The organism is Ramlibacter sp. G4-7 (genome assembly GCF_057784995.1).
The window spans coordinates 162,634-176,025 of record NZ_JBYNTT010000009.1; the positions used below are offsets into that span (position 1 = coordinate 162,634).

Below are 13,392 nucleotides of genomic sequence, written 5' to 3' on the forward strand. Positions count from 1 at the left end.
AGAGCCTGCGGATTCTAAATGCGCGGCCGTCCGGGAACGAACGATCGTGCCAACCCATTCTAGAGAGAGGATTCCCCGTGGCTTACAGCATCGACTTGTCCGGCCGTGTCGCCTTCGTCACGGGCGCGTCGAGCGGCCTGGGCGCGCAGTTCGCGCGCGTGCTGTCGCGCTCGGGCGCCGCCGTGGTGCTGGCGGCGCGCCGCATCGAGAAGCTGAAGGACCTGCGGGCGCAGATCGAGAGCGAGGGCGGCGATGCCCACGTCGTGGGGCTGGACGTGACCAGCGTGGAGAGCATCCGCGCTGCCGTGGCGCATGCCGAGACGGAGATGGGTTCGATCGACATCCTGGTGAACAACTCCGGCGTCAGCACCACCCAGCGCATCCAGGACGTGACCGAAGAGGACTTCGACTACGTCTTCGACACCAACGTGCGGGGCGCCTTCTTCGTGGCGCAGGAAGTCGGCAAGCGCATGCTGGCGCGTGCCAGGGGCGCCGCGCCCGGGACGTTCACCGGCGGGCACATCGTCAACATCGCCTCGGCGGCGGGGCTGCGCGTGCTGCCGCAGATCGGCGTGTACGCCATGAGCAAGGCGGCGGTGGTGCACATGACCAAGGCGTTCGCGCTGGAGTGGGGGCGCTTCGGCATCAACGTCAACGCACTGTGCCCCGGCTACATCGACACGGAGATCAACCATCACCACTGGCAGACGGAGCAGGGCCAGAAGCTGGTGCAGATGCTGCCGCGCAAGCGCGTGGGCAAGCCGGAGGACCTCGACTCGGCGCTGCTCATGCTTGCGTCCGACCGCAGCCACTTCATCAACGGCGCCGTGATCTCCGCCGACGACGGCTTCAGCCTCTGAGCCGCGCATGAAGCTGGAACTGCCGGAGAAGAAAAAGCTCGTCCACACCCTGGCGATGCCGATCCGCTGGGGCGACATGGACGCCATGGGCCACGTGAACAACACGCTGTACTTCCGCTACCTGGAAGTCGCACGCCTCGACTGGTTCCAGCGCATCGGCTGCACCGTCAATCCCCGGGGCGAAGGGCCGCTGATCGTCAACGCGTTCTGCAACTTCCACAAGCAGCTCGAGTACCCGGGCGACATCGTGGTGAAGATGTACGCGAGTGATCCCGGCCGCAGCAGTTTCGAGAGCTGGGCGACGATAGAGCGGGCCGACGATCCGGGTGTTGTCTATGCCTCCGGCGGCGCCACCACGGTGTGGGTGGACTTCCCGAAGCAGAAGTCCGTGCCGATGCCGGAGTGGTTCCGCGGGCTGCTTGACTGAGCGATTGTTTATTCCCGTTGCGTCGGTGACGCGGGGTAAGTGGGCAAACCGCACATTTCGTAGCCGAGCTTGCGCGGGCGTCACCTGCGGACCAGCACCAAAGCGCATCGAATGGCGTCGCGCCGCCACTGGCAGCGTCGCCCCGCATGGCGCTTCTTGCGGTTGTCCAGGAGACAAGCATGACAAGTCCGAACCCGCGCAAGGCAGGATGGCCTGCGCTGCTCAAATCGGCAGGGCTGCTCGCCGCAGCCCTGCTGGCGCTCCCCGCGCCCGCGGCGACTTCCGCCGGCTGCGAAGGCGGCGGCTTCACCGTCCTCGGCCGCAGCGGCACGGTCGATACCGACATTCCCGGCGTGACCGGCACCTTCTCCGTGGTCGGAAAGTACGTGCGCTTCGACGTGGTGGCGGCCACGTTCGCCATCCAGAACTACCAGTTCCTGCCCACCACCAATCCCCTCGACATGACGGGCGGCATGACCACGCCCGTGTGGGCGAGCAAGACGCCGGACCACCGGGGTCTCGTGCTGACTTCCGCGATCGAGCTCGTCCTCGACGGCGAGGTGCTGGAACTGACGCGCCTGGGCACCGGGCTGTCCATGAAGATCCAGGCGAAGGACTGCGCCACGGGCGGCGTGTTCCAGATGGAGCCGCAGCGCAGCGACGGGACGGCGACGCGCATCACGCACGTGCTGGCCGAAGCCGCGACGACCTTGACGCCCTTCTACTTCGACAACGCGAACTTCCGCGCGCGGGAAGGCGACACGGTGCCGTACAAGGACATCACGGTGGTGGTGACGCCCCGGATCAACATCGCCAACGATTTCTCCCGGCGCTTCGTTGCCCGCGACAGCCCCCAGGTGGCGACCCGCGTCAACGAGCCCGCGTGCAGCAACACCTTTCCCTCGCGTGTGACCGGCACGCGGACCGTCCAGCATTGCGGCGGCCGCTCCATCTGGGACGTCGCCAGCGGCGGTCGCATGGGCTTCGTGACGGGCGAGGACGCGATCGAGGTCGCGCCGCCGGCGACCACCTGCACGTCCAAGTGCCAGGCGCAGAACCGCGTGCGGGGCCAGTCCGTGAAACTGGGTTTCCCCTTCCCGGTGCCGCAAGGCGACCGCCTGCAACCGCGCTTCCCGTGAGGAGGCTGCCTGCGTGAGAAGGCCGCCTCCGGGCGGCCTCTTGCGTTCAGCCCGCCTTCTTCTCGCGCGGCACCCGCCCCAGCAGGTAGAACTCCGGGTTGGGCATCATGTTGGAGAAGCTCGCCATGCGGTTGGAGAGGCCGAAGAAGGCCGTGATCGCCGCGATGTCCCAGATGTCCTCGTCGTCGAAGCCGTGCGGGTGCAGCGCCTCGAAGTCCGCTTCCTCGATCTCGTGCGAGCGCAGGCAGACCTTCATGGCGAAGTCGAGCATCGCGCGCTGGCGCGGCGTGATGTCGGCCTTGCGGTAGTTCACCGCCACCTGGTCGGCCACCAGCGGCTTCTTCTCGTAGATGCGCAGGATGGCGCCGTGGGCCACCACGCAATAGAGGCAGCTGTTGGCCGCGCTCGTCGCGGTGACGATCATCTCGCGTTCGCCCTTGGTGAGCGAGCCCGTTTCCTTGAGCATCAGCGCGTCGTGGTAGGCGAAGAAGGCCCGCCACTCGGCCGGGCGGCGCGCCAGCGCGAGGAACACGTTCGGCACGAAGCCGCTCCTTTCCTGCACCTCCAGGATGCGCTGGCGCATGTCCTCGGGCAGGTCCTTGAGTTCGGGTGCGGGGTAGCGGGGCATGCTTCGTCTCCTTGATCCGCGAGGGTAACGGAAGGGCAGGACCGCCAGCACGCCGCCTCGCAGGGTGGTGGGGAGCGACCAGCTAACCCCGCCGAAACCGCGAGCGTATGCTCGCCCCCTTCCTCGCTGATCGGAGCCCCCCATGCTGCAACTCTCCAACGACCCCGAAACCCAGGCTGGCCTGAAGACCCGCCGGCAAGTGCTCGGCGACGCCTACGTCGACGCCTCGCTGTCCAGGGTGACCGACTTCACTGCGCCCCTTCAGGAGCTCGTCACCAAGCACGCCTGGGGCAACACCTGGCAGCGCCCCGGCCTGGACCTGCGCACGCGCAGCATCGTGACGGTCGCCATGCTCGTGGGCCTGGGCAAGATGCACGAGCTGAAGATCCACGTCCGCGGCGCGCTCAACAACGGCGTCACGCCGGCTGAGCTGCAGGAGATCTTCCTGCACGCCAGCGTCTACTGCGGCTTCCCCGCCGCCCTCGATGCGTTCCGCACGGCGGCCGAAGTCATCGACGCGAAGTAGCCAGCGGGCGCTGCCTCAGCCGTGCCGCAGTGCGCCTGTCGCGCAATGTGAGCCCTGCGTGGAGTTGTCACCCTTTACACCGTCCGGCTGCGTCCGGCTTTATGGTGGCGCATGGACAAGCAATGGGGCAGCACGGGCCTGTTCGCCGCGGGGGCGGTCGTCGCAGGCGCGCTCGTGATCTCTACCTACCTCGGTTGGTTCGCGTCGAAGGCGCCTGCGCCCCCGTCGCCTGGTCTCGATGTGGCGGCGAGCACACGCGCTCAACCCGGCGCTCCTGCCGCCCCGGCGGCCGTCGCGCAACCGGTCGCGCTCGCGAGCAGCTGCCCCTCGGAGCCGCTCGCCGCGGCCAGCAACGAAAGCGACGGCCGCTTTGCCCTGTCCGCCGTGGTGGGCAAGGCCGAGCACGCCGACGCGTCCGCCTTCCTCAAGGTGTCCCGGGAAGCCGCCGAGCAGGGCCGCATGCGCGACGCGGAAGTCGCCATGCTCGCGGCGTGCAACGTCGCCGAGCAGGCGAGCGGACGCAACTCGGCACCGCTGGCGGATGTGAAGTCGCAGCTCGGCCAGCACTACGCGCAGCTGGCGGCACGGGAAGAGGCGGAGGCGTCGCGCGACGCCTTCCTGCAGCGCGCCTCGTCCCTCTTCTCCGACAGCGCCGCCGCCTATGCCATGGCGCTCGGCCGCAATGCGTCCAAGACGCGACTGGCCGAGCAGCGCCTGGCCAGCGTGAGTGCGCCCGAGACCCTGCGCGCCGCCCTGCACGAGCCCGACTCCCCGACGGCCAGCATGGGCGCCGCGCCGGAAATGGCGCCGCCTCGTGTGCCCGCGCCTGCGCTGGTGAGTTCCGACCCCGAACTGACGCAACTCGAGCAGGACCTGCAGCGGCTGCGCGCGCAGGCGACGACCGTCAGCCGCGACCCGGCCGGCCTGCAGCGGCGCGATGCGCAGGCCCTGGCCGCACGCGATACGCGCTGCCACGACAAGGCCTGCCTGCGCCAGTGGTACGCGCAGCGCCGCGCGCAGTTGCTCCGCGAGTTCTGATCAGCTGCCGGCCACCAGCTTGTGCACCAGGTCGGCCGTGGTGTTGGCGCGGTACTTGCGCATGAGCCGCGCCCGGTAGATCTCGACCGTCCGGTGGCTGATCTCCAGGGTCTTGCCGATCTCCTTGGAGGTCAGCCCCTCCAGCAGGCGCGCCGCCACCTCGCGCTCGCGCGGCGTGAGTTCCGCCCGCACGGGCCGCTGCGCACTGAGGTCCTCGAACGACCAGATCCCGCTCTCGTGCGGGGACTGGCGATTGAGGGCGCGCCCGCTCACGTGGCACCAGAACACCTCGCCGTTGGCGCGCTTCATGATGCGGTCGTCGGCGTAGTGGCCCTTGGCGTTCAGGATCGGGATCATGCGCTGGCCCAGGCGCTCGTATTCCTCCGCGCTCGGATAGAGCACCATGAAGGATTGGCCCTTGAGGAGCTCGCGCGACCAGCCGAACATCTCGCAAAGCTGCTGATTGCAGTCTACGATCGCACGGTTGCGCGAGACGCACAGGCCCACGGGCGCGTGCTCGAATGCGAGCCGGTAGTCGACGTCCATGGGGTGATCCTTTAGGGAGTACTACGTAGCATCGTAGGTAGTATCGTAGCGCCCAGCCGGGTTGTCCCCAACGAAGGCCCTTCCAGCAGGAGAGTGGTGTGAACAAGATCTATCCCAATGCGGCGGCAGCCCTCGACGGCGTCGTCAAGAGCGGGCAGCTGATGGCCGTGGGCGGCTTCGGCCTCTGCGGCATCCCGGAAGCCCTGATCGAGGCGCTGAAGCAAAGCGGCGCGAAAGACCTGACGGTCATCTCGAACAACGCCGGCGTCGACGGCTTCGGCCTCGGCAAGCTGCTGGAGACGCGCCAGATCAAGAAGATGATCTCCTCGTACGTGGGCGAGAACAAGGAGTTCGAGCGCCAGTACCTCGCGGGCGAGCTGGAGCTGGAGTTCACGCCGCAAGGCACGCTGGCCGAGAAGCTGCGCGCGGGCGGCGCCGGCATCCCCGCCTTCTTCACCAAGACCGGCGTGGGCACGATGGTGGCCGAAGGCAAGGAGCAGCGCGAGTTCGACGGCGAGACCTACGTCATGGAGCGCTCGCTGGTGCCGGACGTGTCGCTGGTGAAGGCGCACGTCGCCGACAAGAGCGGCAACCTGCGCTTCAACCTCACCGCGCGCAACTTCAACCCGGCTGCCGCCATGGCGGGCAAGGTCTGCATCGTGGAAGTGGAGAAGATCGTGGAAGTGGGCGAGCTCGCGCCCGACGACATCCACCTGCCCGGCATCTACGTGCACCGCATCGTGCTCAATGCCAATCCCGAGAAGCGCATCGAGAAGCGCACGACGCGATGACTTCGCGGGACAGATCTTCAGCTCCGTCCTCAACCGACTAGGATCAAAATCATGCCCTGGACCCAAGACCAGATGGCCGCGCGCGCGGCCCAGGAACTCAAGGACGGTTTCTACGTCAACCTCGGCATCGGCATCCCGACGCTGGTGGCCAACTTCACCGGCGACAAGGAAGTGTGGCTGCAGTCGGAGAACGGCATGCTGGGCATCGGCCCCTTCCCGAAGGACGACGAAGTCGACGCCGACCTGATCAACGCCGGCAAGCAGACGGTGACGACCATCAAGGGCTCGTCCATCTTCGGCAGCCACGACAGCTTCGCCATGATCCGCGGCGGCAAGATCAACCTGTCCATCCTCGGCGCCATGCAAGTGAGCGAGAAGGGCGACCTGGCCAACTGGATGATCCCCGGCAAGATGGTCAAGGGCATGGGCGGCGCCATGGACCTCGTGGCCGGCGTGCCGCGCGTGATCGTGCTGATGGAGCACGTCGCGAAGAAGAAGGACGGCACCGAAGACCTGAAGATCCTGCCGCAGTGCACGCTGCCGCTGACGGGTGTCGGCGTGGTGGACCGCGTCATCACCGACCTGGGCGTCTTCGACGTCACGCCGCAAGGCCTCAAGGTCGTGGAACTCGCTCCCGGCGTCGAGTTCGAGTTCGTGCAGTCCAAGACCGGGGTCAAGCTCCTGAAGTAAGGGCGCGTGGATCGGTATTGACGGAGGGTGGTGGTGAGCGCGGCGAACCCCACCGAAGCGCTGGCGGGCCTCTGGCGGCTCGCCGGCCTCCCAGCGCAAGCGCTTCCCTACGCCCACCTCACGGGCACCGACCCGGTCTATCCCTCCTCCTTTTGCGTGGCCACCGCCGCGCAGTCGACCATCGCCGCCGCGGCGCTCGCCGCCTGCGAACTCGGGCACCTCCGCGCAAGCCCACGCCAGACGGTGGGCGTCGACGCGGTCCATGCGTCGGCGGAGTGCCGCGGCTGGTTCAGCATCGGCGGGCGCGTGCCCGAACCCTGGGATCGCTTCTCCGGCCTGTACCGCGCCCGCGACGGCTGGGTGCGCGTCCACGCGAACTTCGCCCACCACCGCGAGGGCGCCCTGCGCCTGCTGGGGCTGGATCCGGCGACGGCGGAGCGCGCCGACGCCGAGCGCGCGATGCAACGCTGGGACGCCTTCGCTTTCGAGCACGCCGCCGCCGACGCCGGCGTGGTCGCGACGGCGCTGCGCAGCTTCGCGCAATGGGATGCGAGCGAAGCAGGGCGCGCGATCGCCGTCCAGCCCCTGTTCACGATCACCCGCATCGGCGATGCGCCTCCGCTGCCGCTGGCTGCCCTTGATGCGCAGCAACCGCCGCTGCATGGCCTGCGCGTGCTGGACCTCACCCGCATCCTGGCCGGACCGGTCGGTGGCCGCGCGCTGGCGGCCTACGGCGCCGACGTGATGCTGGTCAACGCGCCGCACCTGCCCAACATCGAGGCCATCGCGGACACCAGCCGCGGCAAGCGCTCGGCCCTCGTGGACCTGCGCACCGACGCCGGGCGGGCCGCGATGGACGCCCTGCTGGAGACGGCACATGTCTTCGTGCAAGGCTACCGCCCCGGCGCGCTGGATCGCCTGGGCTACGGTCCCGAAGCACTCGCCGGGCGGCGGCCGGGGATCGTCGCCGTGTCCCTGTCCGCGTACGGCGCGCAAGGTCCGTGGCGCGACCGGCGCGGCTTCGACTCCCTCGTGCAGACGGCCACCGGTTTCAACCTGGCGGAAGCGCAAGCGGCGGGCACGCCCGACCAGCCGCGGGCGCTGCCCATGCAGATCCTGGACGAGGCCACCGGCTACCTCATTGCCTTCGGAGCGGCCGCCGCCTTGCACCGCCAGCAGCAGGAGGGCGGCAGCTGGCACGTGCAGGTCTCGCTCGCCCAGACCGGCCACTGGCTGCGGCAGCTCGGACGCGTGCCGGAGGGCTTCGCCGTGCAGCCGCCGGAGCTCGACGCCTTCTGCGAGACGACGCCCTCCGCCTGGGGCGTCCTGCGCGCGCCGCGGCATGCCGCCCAGCTCAGCCGTACGCCCGCAGCCTGGAGCCGACCGTCGGAGCGTCCCGGCGATTCGCCGCCGCGCTGGTAACGTCCAGCCAGCAGCACGGGAAGGCCGCTGACAGCAGTTGTAAGGCTCGGCCTGCGTGCCTGGACGGGCGGGAAGCTCATCATCCGCCCATCACGAGTCGCGCCGCTGTCCTGCGGTGGAAGGGCAAGTCATGAAACTGAAACTGGGAGTGCTGTGCGGGCTGCTGCTGGCGGGTGCGAACGCCATGGCCTGCTATACGGTGTACGACGCCAGCGGCCGCGTGGTCTACCGCGGCCTCGAGGCGCCGGTCGACATGAGCTTGCCCTTGCACCAGGCGCTGTCCGGACGCTTCCCGGCCGGGACCAGCCTGGTGTTCGACCAGTCCCCGACCTGCCCGCCGGTGAACATCGCCCAGGTGGCGCGCCCCACCGGCCCCATGGTGCCGGTGAACACCATCCGCATGGAGCGCACCGGCCGCCAGATCTCGCCTTCCTCCAGTGCCTCGCCCCTGCTGACCGACCGCGAAACGGCGCTGCGCGAGCACCTTCCGCACACCACGGTCGCTGGCGACATCGTGCTGGTCCCGGCCGAAGCGGCCGCCCGCGCGAACCTGTCGACCTTCACCGTGATCCCGGCGGAAACGTCCGTTGCGCGGGCTCCGATGGTGAACACCAGCGCGATGGGCGCGGGTCCCGCGCGCCAGGAAACCGTCATCACCGAAATGCGCAATCCGCCCGTGACCTTCATCCAGCGCGGGGACAAGCTGTCGGTCCAGCGCTGAAGCGTGTCGTCCCGGACCTGGTCCGGGATCCACAGGCACCTCGATCACGCGCCGCCCATGGCGTTGCGGCTCGAAGCCGCAACGCCATCTAGCGCGTTCCCGGAAATTTCCTGCTCACGAACGGCGAGCCCGCGAGGCCGTAGCGCCACGGCACGTCCGCGGCCTTGCTGATGCCGATCCGCGGACCCACCACCACGTCGTAGTCGCGCTCGGCCGCCAGCACTTCGAAGGGCTTGTGGTCCAGCCGGTGGCCGTTGAAGTCGTGCACGATGGCCAGCGCCTGGCCGACCCGGCCCGGCCCGGCGCACAGCAGCCGCAGGTCCTGCATCCCGCGCCGCTCGCACATCGTTTCGATCCCCCGCAGCGGCTCGATCGCCCGGATCAGCACCCCGGCACCGTGACCTTCCTCCCGGCACACGAAGTTCAGGCACCAGTGGATGCCGTACGAGCGGTAGACGTACGCCCGCCCCGGCGGGCCGAACATCGCCTTGTTGCGCGGCGTCGGGCCCGAGTGGCTGTGCGACGCCGGATCCTCGCGGTCGTAGGCCTCGGTCTCGACGATGCGGCCGCCCACGCCGTCCACCAGCAGCACGGCGCCGATGAGGGCGCGCGCCATGTCCGGCGCGTTTCCCATGAAGTCCGCCGGCCTCAGCCGCCTAGGCATGCACCGCTTCCTCCTCGGTGTCCTCGCCGAGGAAGCCGCCGCTCTGGTGCGCCCACAGGCTCGCGTACAGGCCGCCTTGCGCGAGCAGCTCGCGGTGCGTCCCTTGCTCCACGATGCGCCCCTGGTCCATCACGACCAGCCGGTCGAGCGCGGCGATGGTGGACAGGCGGTGCGCGATCGCGATCACCGTCTTGCCCTGCATCAGCTCCTTCAGGCTGGCCTGGATCGCAGCCTCGACCTCCGAGTCGAGGGCGCTGGTGGCCTCGTCCAGCAGCAGGATGGGCGCGTCCTTGAGCATCACGCGGGCGATGGCGATGCGCTGGCGCTGCCCGCCGGAGAGCTTGACGCCGCGCTCGCCCACGTGCGCCTGGTAGCCGACGCGGCCTTGCGGGTCGGTGAGCTTCTGGATGAATTCGTGGGCGTGCGCGCGTTTGGCCGCCTGCACCAGGTCTTCCTCGGTCGCGGTGGGACGGCCGTAGCTGATGTTGTCGTGCACGGAGCGGTGCAGCAGCGAGGTGTCCTGCGTGACCATGCCGATGCTGGCGCGCAGGCTGTCCTGCGTGACATGGGCGATGTCCTGCCCGTCGATCAGGATGCGGCCGCCCTCGATGTCGTAGAAGCGCAGCATCAGGTTCACCAGCGTCGACTTGCCGGCGCCGGAGCGGCCGATCAGGCCCACCTTCTCGCCGGGCCGGATCACCAGGTCGAAGTCCTCGATGACGGGCTGCGGCTTGCCGTAGCCGAAGCGCACGTCCTCGAAGCGCACCTCGCCGCGCGACACCTCCAGCGGCTTCGCATCGGGCGCATCCAGCACCTGGCGCGGGCGGGTGAGCGTCACGATGCCGTCCTGGATGGTGCCGATGTTCTCGAACAGCGAAGCCATCTCCCACATGATCCAGTGCGACATGCTGCTCACGCGCAAGGTCATGGCGGTGACCGCGGCCACGGCACCCACGCCGACCTGGTTCTGCGTCCAGAGCCACACCGCGAAGCCGGAAGCGCCCACGATCAGCGACACCACCAGCGTGTGGTTGACGATCTCGAAGCCGCTGACCAGCCGCATCTGGCGGTAGCCGGTGGTCATGAATTCGCTCATGGCCTGGCGCGCGAAGCCGGCCTCGCGGTGCGTGTGCGAGAACAGCTTGACCGTGGAGATGTTGGTGTACGCGTCGGTGATGCGACCCGTCATCATGGCGCGGGCATCGGCCTGCGCCTTGCCCACGCGGGCGAGCCGCGGCACGAAGTAGATGCAGGAAGCGGCGTAGCAGGCCAGCCAGATCACGAAGGGCAGCATGAGCTGGGTGTCGAAGCTGCCCGCCAGCGCGAGGATGGTGATGAAGTAGACGCCGATGGCGATCACCACCTCGATCACGGTGAAGAGCATCTCGCGCACGGCCAGGGCCGTCTGCATCACCTTGGTCGTGATGCGGCCGGCGAAATCGTCCGAGTAGAACGAAAGGCTTTGCCCCAGCATCATGCGGTGGAAGTTCCAGCGCAGCCGCAGCGGGAAGTTGATGGCGAGCGCCTGGTGCTTCAGGAAGGTGTGGAAGCCCACCAGCGCGACGCTGCCGAACAGCAGGAGCGTGAACCCGATCATGGACCCGCGTTCCTGGGCCCAGAGCTGTTCGCGCGGTGTCTGGCTGACCCAGTCGACGACGTGGCCGAGGATGGCGAACAGCCAGGCATCCCAGGTGGAGATGGCGGCGCTCACGATGGCCAGCAGCAGCAGGAACGGGCGAAGCCCGGCCGTGCAGGCCCAGACGAAGGAGAAGAAGCCCTTGGGCAGGTCCCGGGGGATCTCCTCCGGGTAAGGGTGAACGAGTTTTTCGAAGAGCCGGTACAACGAGGTCTCCAGGGCGGCGGGCCCATCGCGGGCCGACCGGCAGTTTTAACGGAATCGCCACGCCTTCGGGGCGGGGAGGTCGCAAGGCATTCCAGCCGCAGGAAAGATACTGTATAAACAAACAGTACCTGCCATGACTGCCCTGAACCTGCCCGTCCCCGAACTGCCCCATGTGTGGCGCGGCAGGGAGCTCGCGCAGGCGCAGGAGCGGACGGTATCCACCGGGCATGCGGCGCTGGATGCGAACCTGCCGGGTCGGGGCTGGCCCGTGGGCAGCCTGGTCGAGGTGCTGCAGGCCGAGGGGCAGCAGCATGTCTGGCAGTTGCTGGGCGCGGGCCTGGCAGCAGCCATCGCGGGCGGTGATCCTGCGGTGCTGGTGCAGCCACCTTACCAGCCTTTCGGTCCCAGCCTGCGCGCGCAAGGCATTGCCCCCGAGCGCCTGTTGTGCGTGCAGGCCGAGCGGCCCGCATCGCGGCTCTGGGCCGCGGAGCAGGCCTTGCGCTGCGCCGACGTGAGTGCGGTGATTGCATGGGTGGAACGCGCGCGCGCGGAGGAACTGCGCCGCCTGCATCTGTGTGCGCAGGCCGGGCAGAAGCTGCTGGTGCTGTTCCGGCCCTTGCAGGTGCGGGACCAGTCCTCGCCCGCGCGGCTGCGTCTGCTGGTGCAAGGCACCGAAACGCTGGAAGTGGTGGTGCTCAAGCGCCGCGGCCCGCCCCTGTTGGAGCCGATCGTATTGCGCGCGCAGCCGCAGATGTTGTCTTCCCTCCTGGGGGCCCGCAAGGACCGCCGACTGCTGCCCCAGACCTTCACGACCGGATCGCATGTACTGGATCGCCCTGCAACCGTCGCCGCATGACGATCCGAAGGCGTGGGGCTGGCGGGCATTGCAGTTCACCCCACGCGTCGCTTTCGTCGACGAGGCCCTGCTCCTGGAAGTGGGCGCCTCGGAGCGCCTGTTCGGCGGGCGCAAGCGCCTGCTGCGCAGGTTGCTGCGCACGAGTGGACTCGTTGCCTGGGCTGCGGGGCCGACGTCCCTGGTCGCCTTGTCGCTGCTGCGCCTGCAACGCAAGGGGCAGAGCCTGCCCATCGCCGTACCCGGGGGCTTGCCCTTGTCCACGTTCACTGCGGCGCAGAAGTACGTGGACACCCTGGAGCGCGTCGGTGTCACCACCCTGGGCGAATTCCACGACCTGCCGCGGGCCGGCGTCGCCCGCCGTTTCGGCAGCGAGCTGCTCGCTGCGCTGGACCGCGCCTGGGGCGACCAGCCGGAGCGCTACGAATGGCTCACGCTGCCGGCGGTGTTCGACGAGAACCAGGAACTGCCGGAGCTCGCTACCTCCGCTCCGGAACTGCTGCTCGCCTGCGCGCACCTGCTGAACCGGCTGCAAGCCTGGTTGCAGGGGCGCAACCTGGGCGTGCTGGCCTTCGAGCTGGAGTGGACCCTGGACCTGCGCCGCATCGACGGCAAGCTCCTGCCGGCCACGGAAAAGATGGAGTTGCGCACCGCCCAGCCCACGCAGGACATGCGCCACCTGCGGCGACTGGCTGCGGAGCGTCTCGGACGCACGACGATCTCGGCACCCGCCAACCACCTGCGCCTGCGCACGCTGGACACCGTGCCCTGGGGCGGGCTCACCACCAGCCTGCTTCCCGAGGACCAGAAGCAGGGCGAGCGGCTGCACCAATTGGTGGAGCGCCTGAGCGTGCGGCTGGGAGAGCAGAACGTGACCCTGCTGCAGCCGAGGGAGGACCACAGGCCCGAGGCCATGCAGGAGTGCGTGCCCGCCTTGTCCGCACACGCATCCGGGCCGGCACAGGGGAGGGCGGAGGACGTGCTCTTTCCTCCCTGGCTGCTCACGCAGCCGCTGGGCCTGCAGGTCAAAGGCGACCAGCCCTGGTACCAGGGCGCCTTGCAACTGCTCACGCGCGCACGCCGCATCGAAACGAGCTGGTGGAATTGCGAGGTGGAGACGCCGGTGGTGCGCGACTACTTCATCGCCCGCAGCGAACAGGCCGGCCTGCTGTGGATCTTCCGCGAACGGCTTTCTGCCGAGCAGGAACACGCGCAGTGGTTCCTGCACGGCATCTACGCATGAA

Annotated in this window: 15 protein-coding genes; 11 read left to right on the forward strand and 4 right to left on the reverse strand. The window is 68.8% G+C overall.

The window, feature by feature from the left end; genetic code table 11:
* The first annotated feature begins 77 nt into the window (after nt 1-77).
* From AC3EGR_RS14370 to AC3EGR_RS14380, 3 genes are all read left to right on the forward strand, one after another.
* On the forward strand, nt 78-860 hold the full coding sequence (locus AC3EGR_RS14370; RefSeq protein WP_488547172.1) for an SDR family oxidoreductase: 783 nt from the start codon (nt 78-80) through the stop codon (nt 858-860).
* Nucleotides 861-867: 7 nt separating this feature from the next.
* Complete coding sequence (locus AC3EGR_RS14375) at nt 868-1,287, forward strand: acyl-CoA thioesterase (RefSeq protein ID WP_488547173.1); 420 nt, start codon at nt 868-870, stop codon at nt 1,285-1,287.
* A gap of 179 nt (nt 1,288-1,466) precedes the next feature.
* Nucleotides 1,467-2,426, forward strand: coding sequence for a hypothetical protein (locus AC3EGR_RS14380; protein WP_488547174.1), 960 nt, complete (start codon nt 1,467-1,469; stop codon nt 2,424-2,426).
* A gap of 46 nt (nt 2,427-2,472) precedes the next feature.
* On the opposite strand, the gene AC3EGR_RS14385 is transcribed toward AC3EGR_RS14380, so the two are convergent.
* A complete protein-coding gene (locus AC3EGR_RS14385) occupies nt 2,473-3,054 on the reverse strand; it encodes a peroxidase-related enzyme (protein WP_488547175.1) in 582 nt (193 codons plus the stop codon).
* Nucleotides 3,055-3,196: 142 nt separating this feature from the next.
* Between AC3EGR_RS14385 and AC3EGR_RS14390 the strand changes: the two genes are divergently transcribed.
* Nucleotides 3,197-3,580 carry a carboxymuconolactone decarboxylase family protein gene (locus AC3EGR_RS14390; protein WP_488547176.1) on the forward strand — a complete coding sequence of 128 codons (384 nt, stop codon included), beginning with the start codon at nt 3,197-3,199 and terminating at the stop codon, nt 3,578-3,580.
* A gap of 111 nt (nt 3,581-3,691) precedes the next feature.
* The gene (locus AC3EGR_RS14395; RefSeq protein ID WP_488547177.1) at nt 3,692-4,618 is read left to right on the forward strand and encodes a lysozyme inhibitor LprI family protein; all 927 of its coding nucleotides are present in this window, start codon (nt 3,692-3,694) and stop codon (nt 4,616-4,618) included.
* On the opposite strand, the gene AC3EGR_RS14400 is transcribed toward AC3EGR_RS14395, so the two are convergent.
* Nucleotides 4,619-5,164 carry a LuxR C-terminal-related transcriptional regulator gene (locus AC3EGR_RS14400; protein WP_488547178.1) on the reverse strand — a complete coding sequence of 182 codons (546 nt, stop codon included), beginning with the start codon at nt 5,162-5,164 and terminating at the stop codon, nt 4,619-4,621.
* Between the two features lie 98 nt (nt 5,165-5,262).
* Between AC3EGR_RS14400 and AC3EGR_RS14405 the strand changes: the two genes are divergently transcribed.
* The 4 genes from AC3EGR_RS14405 to AC3EGR_RS14420 all read left to right on the forward strand — a co-directional run bounded on the left by AC3EGR_RS14405 (nt 5,263) and on the right by AC3EGR_RS14420 (nt 8,788).
* A complete protein-coding gene (locus AC3EGR_RS14405; RefSeq protein WP_488547179.1) occupies nt 5,263-5,955 on the forward strand; it encodes a CoA transferase subunit A in 693 nt (230 codons plus the stop codon).
* A 51-nt stretch (nt 5,956-6,006) separates the two neighbouring features.
* Nucleotides 6,007-6,645, forward strand: a complete 639-nt coding sequence (locus tag AC3EGR_RS14410; RefSeq protein WP_488547180.1) for a 3-oxoacid CoA-transferase subunit B — start codon at nt 6,007-6,009, stop codon at nt 6,643-6,645.
* Nucleotides 6,646-6,678: 33 nt separating this feature from the next.
* Nucleotides 6,679-8,067 carry a CoA transferase gene (locus AC3EGR_RS14415; protein ID WP_488547181.1) on the forward strand — a complete coding sequence of 463 codons (1,389 nt, stop codon included), beginning with the start codon at nt 6,679-6,681 and terminating at the stop codon, nt 8,065-8,067.
* A gap of 130 nt (nt 8,068-8,197) precedes the next feature.
* Nucleotides 8,198-8,788: a hypothetical protein gene (locus AC3EGR_RS14420; protein ID WP_488547182.1), complete on the forward strand. Its 591-nt coding sequence runs from the start codon at nt 8,198-8,200 to the stop codon at nt 8,786-8,788.
* An 88-nt stretch (nt 8,789-8,876) separates the two neighbouring features.
* On the opposite strand, the gene AC3EGR_RS14425 is transcribed toward AC3EGR_RS14420, so the two are convergent.
* Both AC3EGR_RS14425 and AC3EGR_RS14430 read right to left on the reverse strand, forming a co-directional pair.
* Entirely contained in the window at nt 8,877-9,452 is a 576-nt protein-coding gene (locus tag AC3EGR_RS14425; RefSeq protein ID WP_488547183.1) for a DNA-3-methyladenine glycosylase, read from the reverse strand.
* Nucleotides 9,445-11,295 carry an ABC transporter ATP-binding protein gene (locus tag AC3EGR_RS14430; protein WP_488547184.1) on the reverse strand — a complete coding sequence of 617 codons (1,851 nt, stop codon included), beginning with the start codon at nt 11,293-11,295 and terminating at the stop codon, nt 9,445-9,447. The genes AC3EGR_RS14425 and AC3EGR_RS14430 overlap by 8 nt, the downstream gene beginning before the upstream one ends.
* A gap of 133 nt (nt 11,296-11,428) precedes the next feature.
* On the opposite strand from AC3EGR_RS14430, the gene imuA reads away from it, so the two are divergent.
* Together imuA and AC3EGR_RS14440 are read left to right on the forward strand one after the other, a co-directional pair.
* Nucleotides 11,429-12,151, forward strand: coding sequence for a translesion DNA synthesis-associated protein ImuA (gene imuA / locus AC3EGR_RS14435; RefSeq protein WP_488547185.1), 723 nt, complete (start codon nt 11,429-11,431; stop codon nt 12,149-12,151).
* Entirely contained in the window at nt 12,117-13,391 is a 1,275-nt protein-coding gene (locus AC3EGR_RS14440; protein WP_488547186.1) for a Y-family DNA polymerase, read from the forward strand. The genes imuA and AC3EGR_RS14440 overlap by 35 nt, the downstream gene beginning before the upstream one ends.
* Nucleotide 13,392 lies beyond the last annotated feature (1 nt).

Bases quoted from the DNA above. Each gene is read 5' to 3' on its own strand.
- AC3EGR_RS14440 (WP_488547186.1), top strand. From the start codon at position 12,117: ATGTACTGGATCGCCCTGCAACCGTCGCCGCATGACGATCCGAAGGCG.
- AC3EGR_RS14375 (WP_488547173.1), top strand. From the start codon at position 868: ATGAAGCTGGAACTGCCGGAGAAGAAAAAGCTCGTCCACACCCTGGCG.
- AC3EGR_RS14395 (WP_488547177.1), top strand. From the start codon at position 3,692: ATGGACAAGCAATGGGGCAGCACGGGCCTGTTCGCCGCGGGGGCGGTC.
- AC3EGR_RS14400 (WP_488547178.1), bottom strand. From the start codon at position 5,164: ATGGACGTCGACTACCGGCTCGCATTCGAGCACGCGCCCGTGGGCCTG.
- AC3EGR_RS14380 (WP_488547174.1), top strand. From the start codon at position 1,467: ATGACAAGTCCGAACCCGCGCAAGGCAGGATGGCCTGCGCTGCTCAAA.
- imuA (WP_488547185.1), top strand. From the start codon at position 11,429: ATGACTGCCCTGAACCTGCCCGTCCCCGAACTGCCCCATGTGTGGCGC.
- AC3EGR_RS14425 (WP_488547183.1), bottom strand. From the start codon at position 9,452: ATGCCTAGGCGGCTGAGGCCGGCGGACTTCATGGGAAACGCGCCGGAC.
- AC3EGR_RS14410 (WP_488547180.1), top strand. From the start codon at position 6,007: ATGCCCTGGACCCAAGACCAGATGGCCGCGCGCGCGGCCCAGGAACTC.
- AC3EGR_RS14420 (WP_488547182.1), top strand. From the start codon at position 8,198: ATGAAACTGAAACTGGGAGTGCTGTGCGGGCTGCTGCTGGCGGGTGCG.
- AC3EGR_RS14385 (WP_488547175.1), bottom strand. From the start codon at position 3,054: ATGCCCCGCTACCCCGCACCCGAACTCAAGGACCTGCCCGAGGACATG.
- AC3EGR_RS14390 (WP_488547176.1), top strand. From the start codon at position 3,197: ATGCTGCAACTCTCCAACGACCCCGAAACCCAGGCTGGCCTGAAGACC.